Source organism: Planktothrix serta PCC 8927, from assembly GCF_900010725.2.
Taxonomy (GTDB): Bacteria; Cyanobacteriota; Cyanobacteriia; order Cyanobacteriales; family Microcoleaceae; genus Planktothrix; species Planktothrix serta.
Window position 1 is genome coordinate 139,373 of record NZ_LR734879.1, and the last position, 16,756, is coordinate 156,128.

The 16,756-nt window shown below is 41.2% G+C and carries 10 protein-coding genes, 1 tRNA gene and 1 pseudogene; 8 read left to right on the plus strand and 4 right to left on the minus strand.

The genetic code is table 11. The annotated features are described in order from the left end of the window. Positions 1-15: 15 nt before the first annotated feature. A complete protein-coding gene (locus PL8927_RS21800; protein WP_083625560.1) occupies positions 16-2,511 on the minus strand; it encodes a hypothetical protein in 2,496 nt (831 codons plus the stop codon). Positions 2,512-3,297: 786 nt separating this feature from the next. Here PL8927_RS21800 and PL8927_RS21805 point away from each other — a divergent pair. After that, on the plus strand, positions 3,298-4,005 hold the full coding sequence (locus tag PL8927_RS21805) for a Crp/Fnr family transcriptional regulator (protein ID WP_083625561.1): 708 nt from the start codon (positions 3,298-3,300) through the stop codon (positions 4,003-4,005). Positions 4,006-4,051: 46 nt separating this feature from the next. Beyond that, complete coding sequence (locus PL8927_RS21810) at positions 4,052-4,798, plus strand: DUF2232 domain-containing protein (RefSeq protein WP_083625562.1); 747 nt, start codon at positions 4,052-4,054, stop codon at positions 4,796-4,798. Between the two features lie 16 nt (positions 4,799-4,814). Here PL8927_RS21810 and PL8927_RS28645 read toward each other — a convergent pair whose 3' ends face one another. Next, positions 4,815-5,915: a sensor histidine kinase gene (locus tag PL8927_RS28645; protein ID WP_156093282.1), complete on the minus strand. Its 1,101-nt coding sequence runs from the start codon at positions 5,913-5,915 to the stop codon at positions 4,815-4,817. 216 nt (positions 5,916-6,131) lie between these two features. Between PL8927_RS28645 and cobT the strand changes: the two genes are divergently transcribed. The 3 genes and pseudogenes from cobT to PL8927_RS21830 form a co-directional block, all read left to right on the plus strand. Further along, positions 6,132-7,253 (plus strand): nicotinate mononucleotide-dependent phosphoribosyltransferase CobT, encoded by a 1,122-nt coding sequence (cobT, locus tag PL8927_RS21820; protein ID WP_083625563.1) that lies wholly within the window; start codon positions 6,132-6,134, stop codon positions 7,251-7,253. A 48-nt stretch (positions 7,254-7,301) separates the two neighbouring features. Beyond that, positions 7,302-7,384, plus strand: a tRNA-Leu gene (locus tag PL8927_RS21825). Positions 7,385-7,481: 97 nt separating this feature from the next. Then, positions 7,482-7,991, plus strand: a pseudogene (locus PL8927_RS21830) (photosystem II q(b) protein); the annotation flags it as partial. A 112-nt stretch (positions 7,992-8,103) separates the two neighbouring features. On the opposite strand, the gene PL8927_RS21835 reads toward PL8927_RS21830, so the two are convergent. Then, positions 8,104-9,942: an aspartate kinase gene (locus PL8927_RS21835; protein WP_083625564.1), complete on the minus strand. Its 1,839-nt coding sequence runs from the start codon at positions 9,940-9,942 to the stop codon at positions 8,104-8,106. A 371-nt stretch (positions 9,943-10,313) separates the two neighbouring features. Here PL8927_RS21835 and PL8927_RS21840 point away from each other — a divergent pair, with 371 nt between their 5' ends. The 3 genes from PL8927_RS21840 (at position 10,314) to PL8927_RS21850 (ending at position 16,202) form a co-directional block, all read left to right on the plus strand. Continuing rightward, positions 10,314-11,984 carry a metallophosphoesterase family protein gene (locus tag PL8927_RS21840; protein ID WP_231506106.1) on the plus strand — a complete coding sequence of 557 codons (1,671 nt, stop codon included), beginning with the start codon at positions 10,314-10,316 and terminating at the stop codon, positions 11,982-11,984. Between the two features lie 123 nt (positions 11,985-12,107). Further along, positions 12,108-14,897: a hybrid sensor histidine kinase/response regulator gene (locus PL8927_RS21845; RefSeq protein WP_083625566.1), complete on the plus strand. Its 2,790-nt coding sequence runs from the start codon at positions 12,108-12,110 to the stop codon at positions 14,895-14,897. A 48-nt stretch (positions 14,898-14,945) separates the two neighbouring features. Then, on the plus strand, positions 14,946-16,202 hold the full coding sequence (locus tag PL8927_RS21850; protein WP_083625567.1) for a hybrid sensor histidine kinase/response regulator: 1,257 nt from the start codon (positions 14,946-14,948) through the stop codon (positions 16,200-16,202). On the opposite strand, the gene PL8927_RS21855 is transcribed toward PL8927_RS21850, so the two are convergent. Further along, on the minus strand, positions 16,192-16,755 hold the full coding sequence (locus PL8927_RS21855) for a GAF domain-containing protein (RefSeq protein ID WP_083625568.1): 564 nt from the start codon (positions 16,753-16,755) through the stop codon (positions 16,192-16,194). The two genes, PL8927_RS21850 and PL8927_RS21855, sit on opposite strands and share 11 nt — an antisense overlap. Position 16,756: the final 1 nt, after the last annotated feature.

Sequence of the window (16,756 nt, forward strand, 5' to 3'; positions counted from 1 at the left end):
TCAACAGTCAAAGAATTACTGATGAAACTCTTGACTCAACGCTTCCAACGAGAGTGAATTTTCCTCCCCTTCGGTTTCCCAGTGCAGGGGTTGTTCCTCAGCCAGATTCAAACTATTGAAGACATCATCTAAAGTTAAATCCGAGAAACTTTGTAGAGATACCAAATTCTGCGCCTCCACCGATGGTTTATTCACAGATTCAATAGCAAGAGAAGGAACAGATTGAGCCGAACGAGGTTCCATACCAATATCCCGAAATAAATCCTCAAAGGTAATCAATTCTTCGGGTGGGGATACTTTTGGGGGAACCGCTTCCACCCTTGGCTTTTGGGGTATGGGTTGAGGTGGAGAAATCGTTAATTTTTCGGGAGAACGTTTAGGGGTAGAATTCGTTTCCGGTTGTTCTAAATTAAACAGATCCACCTCTAAATATTCCAAAGTATTGCGATCTATTAATAAACGAGAATCCACTTGATCGCTATCTTCATCTAACTCGATCGGCAGTAAATTTTCATCTGGGGACGCTTGAATATACTCATCCGTCTCCAATCTAGCCGTCCTGTTCTCAGGAGAGGAAGACTCCACCGGAGTCGAAACCCCCGTGAGCATTTGTTGGGTTTTGGCAGATACCACACTGGAAACGACGGGGGAAGCGTCCTCAAAAGTAGGTTCTTCAAAAATATCACTTAAATCTGCTAAAGTTTCCTCAAACGGATTAGGCGCAGAAGCAGCAGGGGAAGCCGTCAGTTGCTCCATTACTAGGGACACCGATTCAGCTTCCTCTGGAAATAAATCCTCAGATTCTAAGGATGCAGATTCAATAAATTCTGTCGTTAGGGGTAACTCAGATTCTATCAACACCTCTGGGTCAGATTCATTAAACAGATCCAAGGCATTCAAGGGACTCTCATCAAGGGCTTCCGGGGAAATATCCTCCGGTTCTAGGGGTTGGATCGCCGTGGCGGCGGTATCCTCAAACAAATCTTCCGTGTCTAAACTGACCTGCGATTGATCCTGATCCCAATCAGATCCTGCATCATCCGTTTGCGTTTCCTCATCTAACAATAAGGTTTCCACATCCTCGGAAACCTCATCCTCATCGTAGCCCTCAACAAATGCAGCGTCTTCGTCAAAGAAATCAATCTCTGCTGGTTCGACAACAGAAGCAACGGAGGATTCTTCCTCCTCAACCGAAGCAACATCCTCCCCAAATAAATCAATTTCCGGTAGTTTCGCAACAGAAGCAACAGGAGGTTCTTCCTCCTCAGCCATATTAAACAATGCTTCTAAGTCTAAATCATCTTCAGAACGCGACTGTTCTAATCCAGACTGATCTAAATCTAAGGAAAAAGCAGGTTCTTCCGGCATCAGATCTAACTCATCCTGACTCGGAAGAGAAGACAGTTTTTGTACGGACTCAAATTGAACCTGTGGTTGATCCGTTGTTTTCGGTCGTTGCGGTTTATTTTCCTTGCTATCAGAGAGATTGACAGGCCTCGCAGGTTGTCTAGGGAGTTCTGCCCCCGCATAAGGTAAAAGTTCCTCAAACGTTAAAGGTAAATCCTCCGATGGAGCAACCGAGGGGAAATCACTCTCAGTGGGAGCCGGAGGAGCAATCGTATTAGCAGGGGGTTCGGATTCGGTTAATTGTAATGAAGATTGTAAATAGGAAGACGTTTCTTGACCGACCTGTTGGGCCAGTTGGTTCACCAAGGTTGTAAACATGACTTCCCCTTGTTGGCCCAAACCGTGCATCCGTTCCAGACTTTGAGATAGGGAGTCAGAATAGGTTTGTAGATTCCGTTGCAACGATTCAAAGATCACACTCAGACTGGAATCCAAGGTCATCAACAAATGATCCGATTGTGTTTGCAACTGTCGCATCTGTTCTAAACGTTGGGCCGGAGTCAGACTCGCCAGAGACGTTCGGGGTCTGTCCACAGGTTCGGCCGCCAGTGCCGGGAGTGAGTTTGATTCCGTCAATAAAACCGAATCTAAAAATCGAGTTTCAATATGATTCAGGGTTTCGGTAACGTTATGAATCAGACTATCCTGTAATCGAGTCATGAACTCCTGCAAAAATTCACGACTGAGTTGTTGTTGATAGGATGGCGACGGCTGGATTTGCGCCAGGGTTTGGGCTTTTCGGGCTTCTAATTGTTGAATTTCTTGGACTAAATTGCGTTGTTCCGTGCGTAAGCGATCAACCTCATCTTGAAGGGGTTGAGTTAAATGGCTCCGCAGATAAATCATTTCCCGCCGGATTGCTTGCCACAAAGGTTCTCGCATACCAGGAGATGACGGTTGATTGGTCTCCATCGGCGACAGGAGTGCCCCCTCGTCCACCTGTTGCTGAAGAACGACCAAATACTTTCGGACACGCTCTAGGACTTGACGGGAGCGTGTGACGGTTTCCCCAAAGACAACCCAAGGTAAACGCAAGTTGGGCTGGCTTAGAACATCGTCAATTTCGGCGATGAGTGCCTGAATCTGATCCTTCTGAACATTCAAGGCTGAACCCTCTCAATAATCATCAGAAAAAATGGGTAGAAACCCCTAACTTCTAGTTAGGCTTTATATTTTTTCCCCTTTCGGGGAGGAGGGTATGGTTGCCCTCCTAACTCCTATTTCTAGGGTAAAGTTAGCTTCGCCAAGGTTTTAAGAGCTTGTTAGGCTAGTAGCACTTCCTTAACCCGATAAAGATGTTTAACTACTAACGACAGAGCCAGGGACTAGCTACGCATCCACAGGGTGTCATGACTCAAAAAACGTAGTCAATTAAGACTTAGGCTGGTCAACTATCACTGAAGGTGAGGCACCAGGCGCGAAGCCTGCGCTTCGCGCCTGGTGCCCCGTCGCTTCAGTACGGGGTGCTGACGCTAACAGAATGGGACTGGTTGATGCGTTCTGTACGTTCCTAACTTCACAATCGCTTGATCTTCAGGATTCCCTAGATTAAAGCAGTTGTTATCTACATAATATGTTAGGCTTCAGAAGCACTCAAGTAGCTAAGTTAGAATTTTGGGTGGATTGGAAGATCGAGGAGCAGGAGCAAGACAGTTAAAAACTAAACCAGTTTAACTTTTTTGGGGCCTAATCGCTCTAAAATATAAAGTTGCTCAGTCATTTGTGATTCCTGTGGGAATTAACAGAGGCGGAATCTTAGTTAATAAATAGAGGAAATTTTAGGGTGATTGACCACTCAGAGCGCAAATTCTCCTTTCCTGCAATCCACTAAAAACCCACTCTTTTGATTAGCTACGGATCAACGCGAATTTATAGTAGTACGACAGCCTCATGGAAGATCGGTATTTCTCCCGTGACAATCAATCTGATATTCTCAAGATGATCCGCTCAACGCCTTTCTTTGAAGGCTTGCCCCCAGAGGCGGCGGACAAAGCGACATCTCATATTGTGGGTCGAAATCATCCCGCAAACCAAGTTATTTTGTTGGAAAATGACTGGGGAAGTTCCGTTTATTTTATTTTGGATGGTTGGGTCAAAATTCGTACCTATAATTTGGATGGTAAAGAAGTAACGCTGAACATTTTGGGTAAGGGTGAGCTATTTGGAGAAATGGCCGCATTAGATGAAGTCCCCCGTTCTACGGATGTGATCACATTAGCACCCACATTAATTGGGAATATGCCCGCTCAGGATTTCGTGGAGTTAATTACAACCGAACCCCGTGCTGGAATGCGATTGGCTCAGTTAATGGGACGACGTTTACGCCAAGTAAATCGACGTCTACGATTGCGTGAATCGGATAGCACCTCAAGGGTTGCTGATATTTTACTGTTTCTGGCAGAGGGTCAGGGAAAAAGTTCGGATCAAGGAACACAAATTCCTAACCTTCCTCATCGGGAGTTAAGTGGTTTGAGTGGTCTAGCGCGGGAAACGGTAACTCGCGTTCTGAGTAAACTAGAGAAGAAAGGGTTAATTCATCGGGAACGGGATATCTTAAGTATTCCCGATGTCCACGCCCTGGAACGGATTTTAGTCTAACCTTAAACGCTCACGCTCTGAGTGTCACAACCCTATTCCCGATTGCATGAGTGATTCTTCCCCATCAAGTTCCTATTTTGACCCGGCGACCTCTGAATCTGACGATGAGGGAATTACATCTCCCGATTCAGATGTCCCATCTCCTTCAAATTCAACTCGTCCTCCTCATCAGCCTTCTGGTAACGCCCTAATTCTGGTTGAAACGGCTTTTCTGGCCAGTGCAGCCAGTTTAATTTGGTTTGTTAATTATTATTTCCCGATGGGGCCAGTGCTGCGGCTATTTTTCTCTTTGCCGATGGCCTTATTGTATTTACGTTGGGGAAAACGAGCTTCAGTTATGGGAGCCGTGGCTTCATTTTTATTATTATCGGTGTTAATGGGGCCGACTCGCAGTATTGTGTTTTTGATTCCTTATGGCTGGTTGGGTGTGGTCTTGGGGGGAATGTGGAAACGGGGCAAGGCTTGGTGGATGTCGATTAGCGTTGGGTCTGTGATTGTTGCGATTGGTTTTTTCTTTAAGTATTGGTTACTGTCAATTCTTCTGGGACGAAATCTGTGGGCCTATGGCACTGTTCAAATTGCTTCCCTGGCAGAATGGATTTTTATTAAGTTAGGGATTTTGGCTCAACCGAGTTTAATGTTAGTTCAAGCGATCGCTGTTTTAATGATTTTTATTAATAGTATTGTCTATTTATTTGTGGTTCATCTCGTATCTTTGCTGTTATTAGATCGCCTTAATAGCCCGATTCCTCGCCCGCCTAAATGGGTACAAGTTTTATTAGATTACGAGTGAAACTATTGGAGAATATTTAAACCTTAACCTTGGGTAACTTGATCATAAAACTTGTCCCCTTCCCCTCTCCACTTTCAACCTCAAGAGTTCCTTGATGCGCTTCTGTAATACTCTTGGCTAAAAATAACCCTAATCCCCAGCCTGTTTGATCCTCAGCACAAATAGTTCGACGAAATTGTTGAAATAGGATTGATTGAGCGTCTAGGGCAATCGGCTCGCCTTCATTATGAATAGTTAGGTTAATCTGTGTTTCAGTTTGCTGAAGTGTCAGTGTAATCGGCGTACTCGGATCACCATATTTCACCGCATTAATGGCTAAGTTTTCAATCACCCGTCGTATTTCTTTGCGACTGCAATAAATCCTGATCTCAGAATCAGAGACGACAACAAATCGCTCTCCATACGCGAAGTTCAAATCCTCCACTACCTCCTGAAGGAGTACCTCTAAATTGCATTCTTCAAATTTCATTTTTAAGCTTTGTCCTGCCCGCAGCCGACTCGCATCCAGCAGATCTTGAATCATCAAATCTAGCCGATTGACTGCACCGAGCATTCTCGTCGCCACATCGATGTGGGTGTCTCCTCGTTCAAGTCGTCGCAGAGTGAGTTGAGTTCCCAGTTTGACCACATTCAGAGGCCCTCTGAGGTCGTGAGTGAGCGTTACCATAAATAGCTCTTGAATATCTCGCAGGGTTTCGGAGAATTGAGTTGCAGCGTCATTAACGGCTTGCTCAATAGAGCCGATAATAATATCTCGATCTTCTATTGCTAAAGGTGCTTCTTCTTCTAAAACTTGAAAGATGACTTGACGGAGGATGTGATACTCGAAAATGAGTTGACTCATAGAGTAGTCAGCATACCCGGCCCGTTCATGCCCATGCAGCTTGCCAATGCGAGTGCTTTCTGCCTCGTCGGCGGTGATTCGGGTAGATGTCCTAACAATTCTATTTGAAAGTGCATCTACCAGTTGATTTAAGTACAGAGGTAGGGAATTTTGCAAGACCAGAGAATCTTGATGGGTTGATGCACTGACTTCATCACGAACCCGCTTCTCCCACAGGTGCATAATTCTTTCAGCATTGTGTTTAAGACGCTCAGATGCTTGGCTAGATATCATTTTGGTTGTGGATGAGTCGCTGCGGAGAGAAGATTCTCTCTCTTTATTTAATACAGGTGTATTGTGGTAGTACAGCAATCGTTATCAGGAGCGTATTTTCTGCCCAAATCCTCTAACGATCACCTCAACTGATAGCATACTGCATCGTTAATTGCTTCTAGCAAAAGATATGTTTTCCTGAAGCCCCGGTCATTTCTACCCTCCCACCTTATTTTTATGACGGTTCGAGTTTACACCCAGTTAATCCAAGGAAATCAGTGGTTACATCGCTATCAAGGCAGTTCACCTGTATTTGCTTGTGTGTTGGGATTTACCGCCACAGCTTTAATTCCGGGGATTTCTGCGGCTGGATCGACACCAGAGTCTCGACAATATACGGCTGTGGCGGATGCTGAATTTCTCTACAATGGCCCCCAACCCCATCCTCACTATCCCTTACCCCCCTTAGATGCGGGAGCGTCTCCGGTCTTAATCTCCCGTGCTGTTGTGGAAGCGTTGCAGTGTCCTTTATATTTATTCAATGCGGGATTAGCTGTTAATCCTTCGGTTCCCACAATTGACCTCGGAGGAGTACCAGCACTGTGTTTAACATCCGGTACGGCTATGACCTTAGAGACGGTCAAACATCTATTAGAACAAGGGTTAATCTGGGGAGAACGATTAGCAAAAGAAGCTGAAAATAGTTATGTAATTTTATCGGAATGTGTTGTTGGTGGAACGACTACCGCTTTAGCCGTATTGCTAGGGTTGGGAATTTCAGCTATGGGGAAAGTCAATAGTAGCCATCCCGATTGTAATCATGCCCAAAAATTAGCGATCGCCACAACAGGATTACAGCAAGGCGGGTTTTGGCCGTTATCACCGACGGGATCTCAGGGTGTTGATCCGTTGCGGTTGGTAGCTGCTGTGGGTGATCCGATGCAAATTGTAGTGGCGGGAATGGCGATTGCTGCAAGTCGCAGCGTTGGGGTATTGTTGGCGGGAGGAACCCAGATGTTAGCGGTTTATCGTTTGGTCGATGCGATCGCCACTCAATATCATCTCCCTTGGTGTCCCGACCAAATTGTTATCGGTACGACCCGTTGGGTCGCCGAAGATGCAACGGGGGATACTGTTGGGTTAGCTGAAACTATAGGAACTGTACCCCTATTAGCAACTCAACTCAACTTTTCAACATCCCGTTACCCTCAACTTCAAGCCTATGAACAAGGATTTGTTAAGGAGGGAGTGGGGGCTGGTGGGGCTGCGATCGCCTCTCATCTCGCCCTCGGCTGGAATAACACCCAACTCCTAGAAGCCATTGAAGCACTAGCAGATCGGATAAAATTTGATCATTAATGTCAAATTCTGCAAATCTCTGATATAATGTAATGCTGAACAATAAAAGCGGACATGGCGGAATTGGTAGACGCGCTAGATTTAGGTTCTAGTACCGTAAAGGTGTGAAGGTTCAAGTCCTTTTGTCCGCATTGAATCAAAATTGACATCCTCCCAACACCAACGATCAAGTTTATGGTGTGGGTCTTCTGGCTATAGCGCTACGCATTACAGTTAGGACATTTCTAAATCCTGAAACCCTTTCACTTCTTACTGTTCCCTGTTCCCTGTTCCCTGTNCAGCTTATTCTCCGCGATGCACGGTTCTTTAGTGACCTCTTCTCTGGTGCGTGAAACCACCGAAACCGAATCTCAAAACTACGGTTACAAATTCGGTCAAGAAGAAGAAACCTACAACATTGTTGCAGCCCACGGTTACTTTGGTCGTTTAATCTTCCAATACGCCAGCTTCAACAACAGCCGCAGCTTACACTTCTTATTAGGTGCATGGCCCGTTGTCGGGATTTGGTTCACCGCTTTAGGTGTGTCCACAATGGCGTTCAACCTGAACGGTTTCAACTTCAACCAGTCAATCATCGACTCTACCGGTCGCGTGATCAATACTTGGGCTGATGTGTTAAACCGCGCTAACCTGGGTATGGAAGTAATGCACGAGCGCAACGCTCACAACTTCCCCTTAGACTTAGCTTCTGGTGAATCTGCTCCTGTGGCTTTGGTTGCTCCTCAAATCAATGGTTAATTTTTAACCTAAATAATACAAAAAACGCTCTCCGAAAGGAGGGCGTTTTTTGGTGTTTTAGGATTAGCTTTAACTCTTGCTCAACCCGGTTTATGAACCCGACTAAATTCTATTAAGCAACGGGAGCACGTTCAGGAACAATAAAGGTTTTTTCACCGGATAATTCAAAGACTTCATGAACTGCTTTTAATGCTTCTATGCCTTGGTCTTCATCAACTAAACAACTAATTTTAATTTCAGAAGTAGCAATCATCAAAATATTAATATTTTTGTGAGCTAACGCTTCAAACATTTTAGCTGCAACCCCTGGATAATGGATCATTCCTGAACCAACAACACTAACTTTAGCAATCGATTTATTAACAATAATTTCACCGCAGCCTAATTCCGATGTTGCTTGTTCTAAAATCTGTTGGGCTTCATCCGCATCTCCTTCGGCAACGGTAAAAGCAATATCTCGCGTTAAAATCCCGTTAACCTGATGACAGCGTTGGGATTGAATAATCATATCCACGCTAATATTATGATCTGCTAATAAGGAAAATAATTTTGCTGCCATTCCTGGACGATCTGGAATATGACGAATGGCTAAACGGGCTTGTTTGACATCTAATGCCACCCCACGCACAGGGGGTAAACTTTCATCGAGTTGGGTTTTTTTGGCCTCCAAATCGATTGTTTGTTTGGGGTCAAGACTTACTTCAAAAGATTCACATAAGGCGACAACAGCCCGTTCACAATCTTCGGTAGCAATCACACAACTAACTTTCACTTCTGAAGTCGAAATCATCTGAAGATTAATACCCGCTTTCGCTAAGGTATTAAACATTTGAGAAGCGACTTTAGGACGCCCAATCATTCCCGCCCCCATAATACTAACTTTAGCAATAGGAGTGTCATCCCCGGTGACTTCAGCATCCCCTAGATCGGAACTATTGGGTTTTCCTAAAGCGGGTAATAAGGCATCAGCAACGGCGATCGCTTGGGTAAAATATTCCCGTTCTACGGTAAATGTAATATCATTACTATTGCCTTCATGAATCGATTGAATAATCAAATCAACATCTAAATTTTGAACTGCAATTCCCCCGAATAATTTCGCTGCAATGCCGGGGTGATCGGGTATTCTTAATAAGGAAACTGCTGCTTGATTCGTATCAAATTCAACACCATCCACAGGACGGGCTAATTCTAATCCTTCTAAAGGTTGAGGTTGGGGTTTGGGAGCAATAACTTTAGTTCCGGGGTCATCTGTCCAACTAGAACGAACCACTAAAGAAACGCCATAATTGCGGGCAATTTCTACCGCACGAGGATGTAAAACTTTTGCCCCTAAACTGGCGAGTTCTAACATCTCATCACAGGTAATTTCTGCCATTAATTGGGCATTAGGAACCAAACGAGGATCAGTAGTTAAAATCCCTGGAACATCAGTATAAATTTCACATAAATCTGCTTTTAAAGCCGCTGCTAATGCCACCGCAGAAGTATCAGAACCTCCTCGTCCTAATGTCGTAATTTCTAAATCATCTTGACTACTTACCCCTTGAAATCCTGCTATAACTACGACTTGTCCTTGATTTAAGTGGCGTTCTATTCGTTGAGTTTCAATGCTTAAAATTCGGGCGCGAGTGTGTTCAGCTTCGGTGATAATTCCCACTTGAGCGCCTGTTAAAGAAATCGCAGGTTGTCCGACTTCCTGCAATGCCATACTCAATAAAGCCATGCTCACTTGTTCTCCCGTTGAGAGTAACATATCCATCTCTCGACGGTTAGGAGTTGGAGAAATTTGTTGGGCTAAACCCACTAATTGATCAGTAGTTTTTCCCATAGCAGAAACAACGACAACCACTTGATGATCTTGGGCTGTTTTTAACACCCGTTGAGCAACAGATTGAATGCGTTCAACGGAACCGACAGAACTACCACCGTATTTTTGAACAATCAGCATATTAACTTCAGAATTGGCAATGAGGAATAAACAATTAAACTGAACAATCAGGAGTTTAACCGGGAAATTTTAAGCGGATTAACCTAGTTTAAGATAGGGATAAATCAGCCTATTGTATTTTACAAGAAAAGACGAGAAAATAATCCTTAAGTTTCCGGGAAATCCTGGCAGGAATTTTGACGCCGATCAAATGGAAGTCAGGATTCTGGGTTATGATACCATAGCCTAGAGAGATTGATCCCGAATGACTTTATAATCTAGGTTGCAAAATGTTAATATTTTACACAATCTCTCATCTTGGGCAGCGTTCTCTCCGAAATCTATACAGATTTGGGATTTTAATCGGATTAATTTTTGTTTTAGTGGGGAAAATGGAAGCACAAACTTCTCAACTGCAACTACTGAGTGATCCATTTTTGCAGTTACCAACGCCAACATCAATCCTGGTGATTTGGTTTACAGAATTTGCAGGTTCTCAACATTTTGTTAGCTATGGTAAAGACTTTAAGCAAAGGGTATTTGCTACGACAACTCAACTAACTCGAACCCGGGAAGATCAGAATTCTAAAGTCGGTGAACAACGGGAAAAAGGAACAATTTATCAAAAACCAACTCCCCGCAAAATTTGGCGACATCAAGCAGAAGTTACAGGTTTAATTTCTGGGGTTAAGGTTCCCTATTTTGTTACCAGTGTCACAGAAAATCATCAAAAAATCGAAAGTCATCAGTTTACGTTATCCCCTCAACCTAAAGCGGAAACTCCCTTAAAAATTTTATTAACATCTGATCATCAACTGATGCCCATGACAGCAGCAAATTTACAAAAAGTTGCAGAAACAATTCCTGAGTTAGATGGCATTTTTTTTGCGGGAGATTTAGTGAATATTCCAGATCGAGCTTCAGAATGGTTTGATGATATTCGGGGAAATGCTTTTTTTCCTTGTTTACAAGGAAAGGCTAATTATCAGTTAGAAAAAGCTGGAGTTAAAACCTTTTATCATGGAGCTAGTTTAATTCAAAATATCCCTTTGTTTCCAGCTATTGGCAATCATGAAATTATGGGAATTTTTTCTGATGAATTAAGTTTAAATGAACAGTTTAACCATCCCTATCCTCGGTTTATCGGGAAAAGACTGGCTCCGCTATTCCCTGATCAAATCGAAGAATTAGAGTTAAAAAATAAAACCTTTAATAGCGATACTTATCAGGAAATTTTTAGTTTACCTAATAATAAAAATTACTATTCCTTGAGTTTTGGAAACATTAGATTAATAGTATTGTATATTACAAATATTTGGAGAACACCAAGTTTAGAGGCGAATGCTAGAGGACGTTATCGGGAGAAACAAGAAGACTTTAATCATCCTGAAAATTGGGGCTATGGACAACATATTTTTGAGTCTATTCAACCGGGAAGTGAACAATATAAATGGTTACAACAAGAATTGAATAGTCCTGAATTTCGACAAGCAAAATATAAAATTGTCATGTTTCATCATCCTCCCCATACTTTAGGAGATAATATTGTTCCTGCTTATACTGATCCTCAACAAATTATCGAAAAGGATAATCAAGGAAATGTGAAAATGATCCGTTATGAATATCCTTTAGAACAAGATTATATTATTCGAGATGTCATTCCTTTATTAGAAAAAGCTGAAGTACAGTTAGTTTATTATGGACATTCTCATCTATGGAACCGTTTTATGAGTCCCAGTGGAATGCACTTTTTAGAATCTTCTAATGTGGGAAATAGTTATGGTGCATTTTTAGGAGATAAAAAACGAGCAGTTCCCTGGGAATTTAGGGAAAAATATCCCGCTATCGGTGATCCGAATGGTTTAGAGCCGATCCTTCCTAGCTTAAACCCATTATTAGCAGAAGATGGTAAACCTTTACCTTATATTGCCAGTAATAATATTACAGTTTTTAGTATTTTAGATACAGAAACGGGAACCGTTAAAAGTTACTATTTTGACACTCAAAAACCTCAGTCAGAAGTAATTAAATTTGATGAATTCAAGTTAAAAAATAGTCACTAGGTTACTTGTTTTTGACCCATGATCAGGATTGAATCAGTGGCTACCCCATTTTAATCAGGCTAAAATTAAAAGGGGTAAGTATAAATTATGCAGTTTTACTTACCGAGTTGTTAGAGGGAAAACATGAGCAAAATTGATTACCAGATGTTTCAGAAACTGCCTCTTCGCTTTATTCTGATTGTTCCATTTGTTTTACAAATTTTTGCTGCTGTTGGTTTGACCGGATATTTATCTTTAAGAAATGGTCAAAAAGCGGTAAATAATTTAGCAATTCAGTTACAATATGAAGTTGGGAGTCGGATTGAACAACATTTAAGCAGTTATCTTTCTATCGCACCGCAACTGAATCAACTAAATGCTCATGCGATCGCAATTGGAACCATTAACCCTAATAATTTAACGCAAATGGGGCGGTTTTTTTGGCAACAGCGTGTTACCTTTAATATTGGTTATGTTTTGTTTGGAACACCTACCGGAAAATTTTCCAGTATTGGCAATTATTTTGGAGATCAAAGAATTACCTTTGATACGGTAGATCCTGAAGCTTACGGTGATGGAAGAGACTATGTTTATGGAACAAATAATCGCGGTCAACTGACCCAACTTTTATATAAAAGTGTAGAGGATTATTTTTTTCAAAAAGAAGGATGGTATGCTGCGGGAGCCAGATTAGGAAAACCCACTTGGAGTCAAGTTTATACTTGGGAAGTTGAACCTTATCCCCTTTGTATTGCAGCCAGTTATCCCTTATTTGATAATAATAAAAAATTAACGGGGGTCTTAGGTGTAGAAATGCGATTATCGCAATTACATGATTTTTTGCAAGAATTGAAAGTAAGTTCTTCCGGTAAAACGTTTATTATAGAACGGAATGGATTAATAATTGCCAGTTCTACTCATGAACAACCTTTTCATTTAAAACCCGGACAAAAACCGCAACGATTAAAAGTAACAGAGAGTCAAGAACCTTTAATTAAAGCAACAGCAAACTATTTAAAATCAGAAATTAAAGATTTTGAAACGATTAAAACCATTCAACAACTGCAATTTCCTTTTCAAGGTAATCAACAGTTTGTTCAAATTGCACCTTGGCGAGATCAATTAGGGTTAGATTGGTTAGTGGTCGTAGTTGTCCCAGAGTCCGATTTCATGAAAGAAATTGATGCGAATACTCGGACTACAATTTTACTTTGTTTCGGGGCTTTAATCTTAGCAATTATATCAGGAATTTATACCACCCGTCACATTACTCAACCCATTTTACGCTTAAGTTCTGCATCTAAAACCATTGCAGTATCGGCTCAACAAGGGTTTAGGGGTGACTTAGTTAAACCCAGAGTTGAAGAACCTAAAATCAAAGAATTAGGGGTTTTAGCGGATTCATTTAATCAAATGAGTCAACAATTAGAGGATGTTTTTGCTACTTTAGAACAAACCAATAAAGCCTTAGAAAAACGGGTAGAAGAACGAACCTCTCAACTCCAAATAGCCAAGGAAAAAGCCGATGCTGCTAACCAAGCTAAAAGTGAATTTCTGGCTAATATGAGCCATGAGTTACGCACCCCATTAAACGGAATTTTAGGCTATGCTCAAATTTTAGAACAATTGGAACCCCTGACCGAAAAAGGACGCAGAGGGGTAGATGTTATTCAGCAATGTGGTTATCATCTTTTAACCCTAATTAATGATGTTTTAGATTTATCCAAAATTGAAGCCCGGAAAATGGAACTCTACCCAACTGATTTTCATTTTCCAGCTTTTTTAGAAGGGGTTGTAGAAATTTGCAAGATCAAAGCTCAACAGAAAGGAATTCAGTTTAATTATCGACCTCAAGAAAATCTTCCCATTGGTATTTGCTCCGATGAAAAACGGCTGAGACAAGTGTTAATTAATTTATTAGGAAATGCGATTAAATTTACCGAAAAAGGAAGTGTAACCTTTTCCATTCAAGCCACACCTATCCCCCCAAATTCGCGGTATCATCTGCATTTTGAAATTCAAGATACTGGGGTGGGGATGACATCAGAACAATTAGAGCGAATTTTTCTTCCTTTTGAACAAGTGGGAGAGACTAAAAAAAATACCGAAGGTACAGGTTTAGGATTAGCAATTAGCCAAAAAATAGTTTCCTTAATGGGAAGTCAGCTTCAGGTACAAAGCCAATTAAAAGAGGGGAGTATTTTCTGGTTTGATGTGGAATTACCTGAAGCCAAAGAATGGGCAAATACCTCTCGCAATATTCACAAAGGAATCGTTAACGGATATCTAGGGAAACAAAGAAAAATTATAATTGTTGATGATAATTGGGCAAATCGTTCAGTAATTGTTAACTTATTAGAACCGATTGGGTTTGAAGTAATAGAAGCCAATAATGGTCAAGAAGGATTAGATAAAGCAAAGGCTATTTTCCCCGATTTTATTATTACTGATCTGGTCATGCCTGTCATGGATGGGTTTGCGTTGATTAATCAGTTACGCCAATTACCACAACTCAAAGATACGGTGATTATTGCTTCCTCAGCCAGTGTATTTGATAGTGATCAACACCGCAGTTTAGATGCGGGAGCTAATGCGTTTTTACCTAAACCTGTTTCCGCCGATTTATTGTTAGAATTATTGCAAGTTCACCTGAATTTAGAATGGATTTATCTTTCGGCTGAATCTCCAGTTCCCGATCAAAATCTACCTTCTAATTCTCAGCCGGAAACCCCAGAAATCCCGATTGAAATCTTATCACACTTGTACGAATTAGCTCAAGAAGGAGACGCAGATGGTATACTAGCAGAAGCTCATTTAATCCAAACTCATTATCCGCCTTATTTCGCTTTTACTCAACAAGTGATCCGGCTTGCAGAAAATTTTCAACTCAAAAAGCTGCGAGAGTTGTTGAGTCAAACCCTCAGCCAATCTTAAACGGTTTATTCTTCAACTCATCTTAAAATTCATCCCCTATTCTCATCCATGCAAGACATTGGCTTTATCCTAATTGTTGATGACAATCCTACTAATTTATCGGTTTTATCCCAAACCTTAAAAGGTGCAGGATTTGCGGTGCGCGTTGCTGAAGATGGAGAAAGTGCGCTGCAATTAGTGGAGCGCAAACAACCTGCTCTCATCTTATTAGATGTGCAAATGCCTGGTATTGATGGGTTTGAAACGTGTAAACAATTAAAATCTAATCCTAAAAATCAAGGAATTCCAATTATTTTTTTAACCGCGTTAACGGATGTTGAAAATAAAGTAAAAGGACTTTCTCTAGGAGCGGTTGATTATATTTCTAAACCCTTTGAAAAACAAGAGGTATTAGCTAGAGTTCGAGTGCATTTGCAACTTAAACAACTCACAGAAACACTAGAACAACAAGTTGCAGAACGGACTGCTATTTTAGAAAAAGCGCAAGTTCAATTGGTACAACAAGAAAAACTTTCCAGTCTGGGACAATTAGTAACGGGAATTGCCCATGAGCTTAATAATCCGATTAGTTGTATTGTCAATAATATTCCTTTAGCTCAGGACTATGTTCGGGATCTAGCTGATATTTTAACTTTATGTCAAACTTATTATGAGCAACTGCCCATACCCCTACAAGAGGCAATCTTGACAGCAGATTTAGATTTTATTTTAAAGGATTTACCGCAATTGCTAAACTCTATGAAATTAAGCACTGATCGAATTAAAGATATTTCGATTTCCTTAAGAAATTTTGCCCGTTCAGATTCTTTAACTAAAGTTTTATTTAATATTCATGAAAGCCTGGATAGCACTTTATTAATTTTGAGTCATCGTCTCAAACCATTAGGGGAACGAGCCGCTATTCAATTAGTTAAAGAATACGGCGATTTACCTCTCGTTGAATGTTATCCAGGCCAACTCAATCAAGTGTTTATGAATCTTTTAGCAAATGCCATTGATGCCCTTGAAGAAGCCGGACAACAGGGACAAATGAAAACCCGAATTCCTACCCTAAAAATTTGTACGAGCCAACCTGATACACAATCAATTTTGATTCGGATTTCTGATAATGGAATTGGGATGACAGAGGAGATTCTTCAGCACGTTTTTGAACCCTTATTTACTACAAAACCTGTGGGTCAGGGAACGGGATTAGGATTAGTTATTGCTTATCAAATTATTGAAAAACATCAGGGGAAACTGAATCTCTATTCAACCCCAGGACAGGGAACAAACCTAGAAATTTGGCTTCCTATTACTGCTTAAGATTCAAAATTTCCGGTGCAGTTGATAGGGTTTCTGCGGTGGTTTTCATCAGTTCTAATTCCGCAGAACTCCAAACATGAGGATATTGACAATGATGAACAATTAATAAACCCCAGAGTTCGTGAGCAACAATCACAGGAACAACTAAATTAGCCCGAACAGAAATACTGCGTAAAAAGTTTTGATGACAAGGGTGAATTGATGCCGTTTCAATATCTGCGATCGCCCCAATTCTTCCATCTTGATAATACTGAGCATATTCTTGATTAAAACAATCATCAGCACCCGTAGAACCATAGAGCGATAAGGTTTCTTGACTCAAGGATTCAAAGGTAACTTGCCCTTTCCATTGATAATAAAAATAATATAAAATAACTCGATCTGATTGAAGTTTAACTCTTAATTGATCGAGTTCTTTTTGAATTAAAGTATCTCGTCTTATACTCGTTTTCAACCGCACTGCAAACTTTTGTAAACCGGGATCGCCTGGAGAAGGTTGATTTTCAAAGTCGTTGATGTTCTTGAATTCGTTAGGGGTTGGGGAAGAATTCATA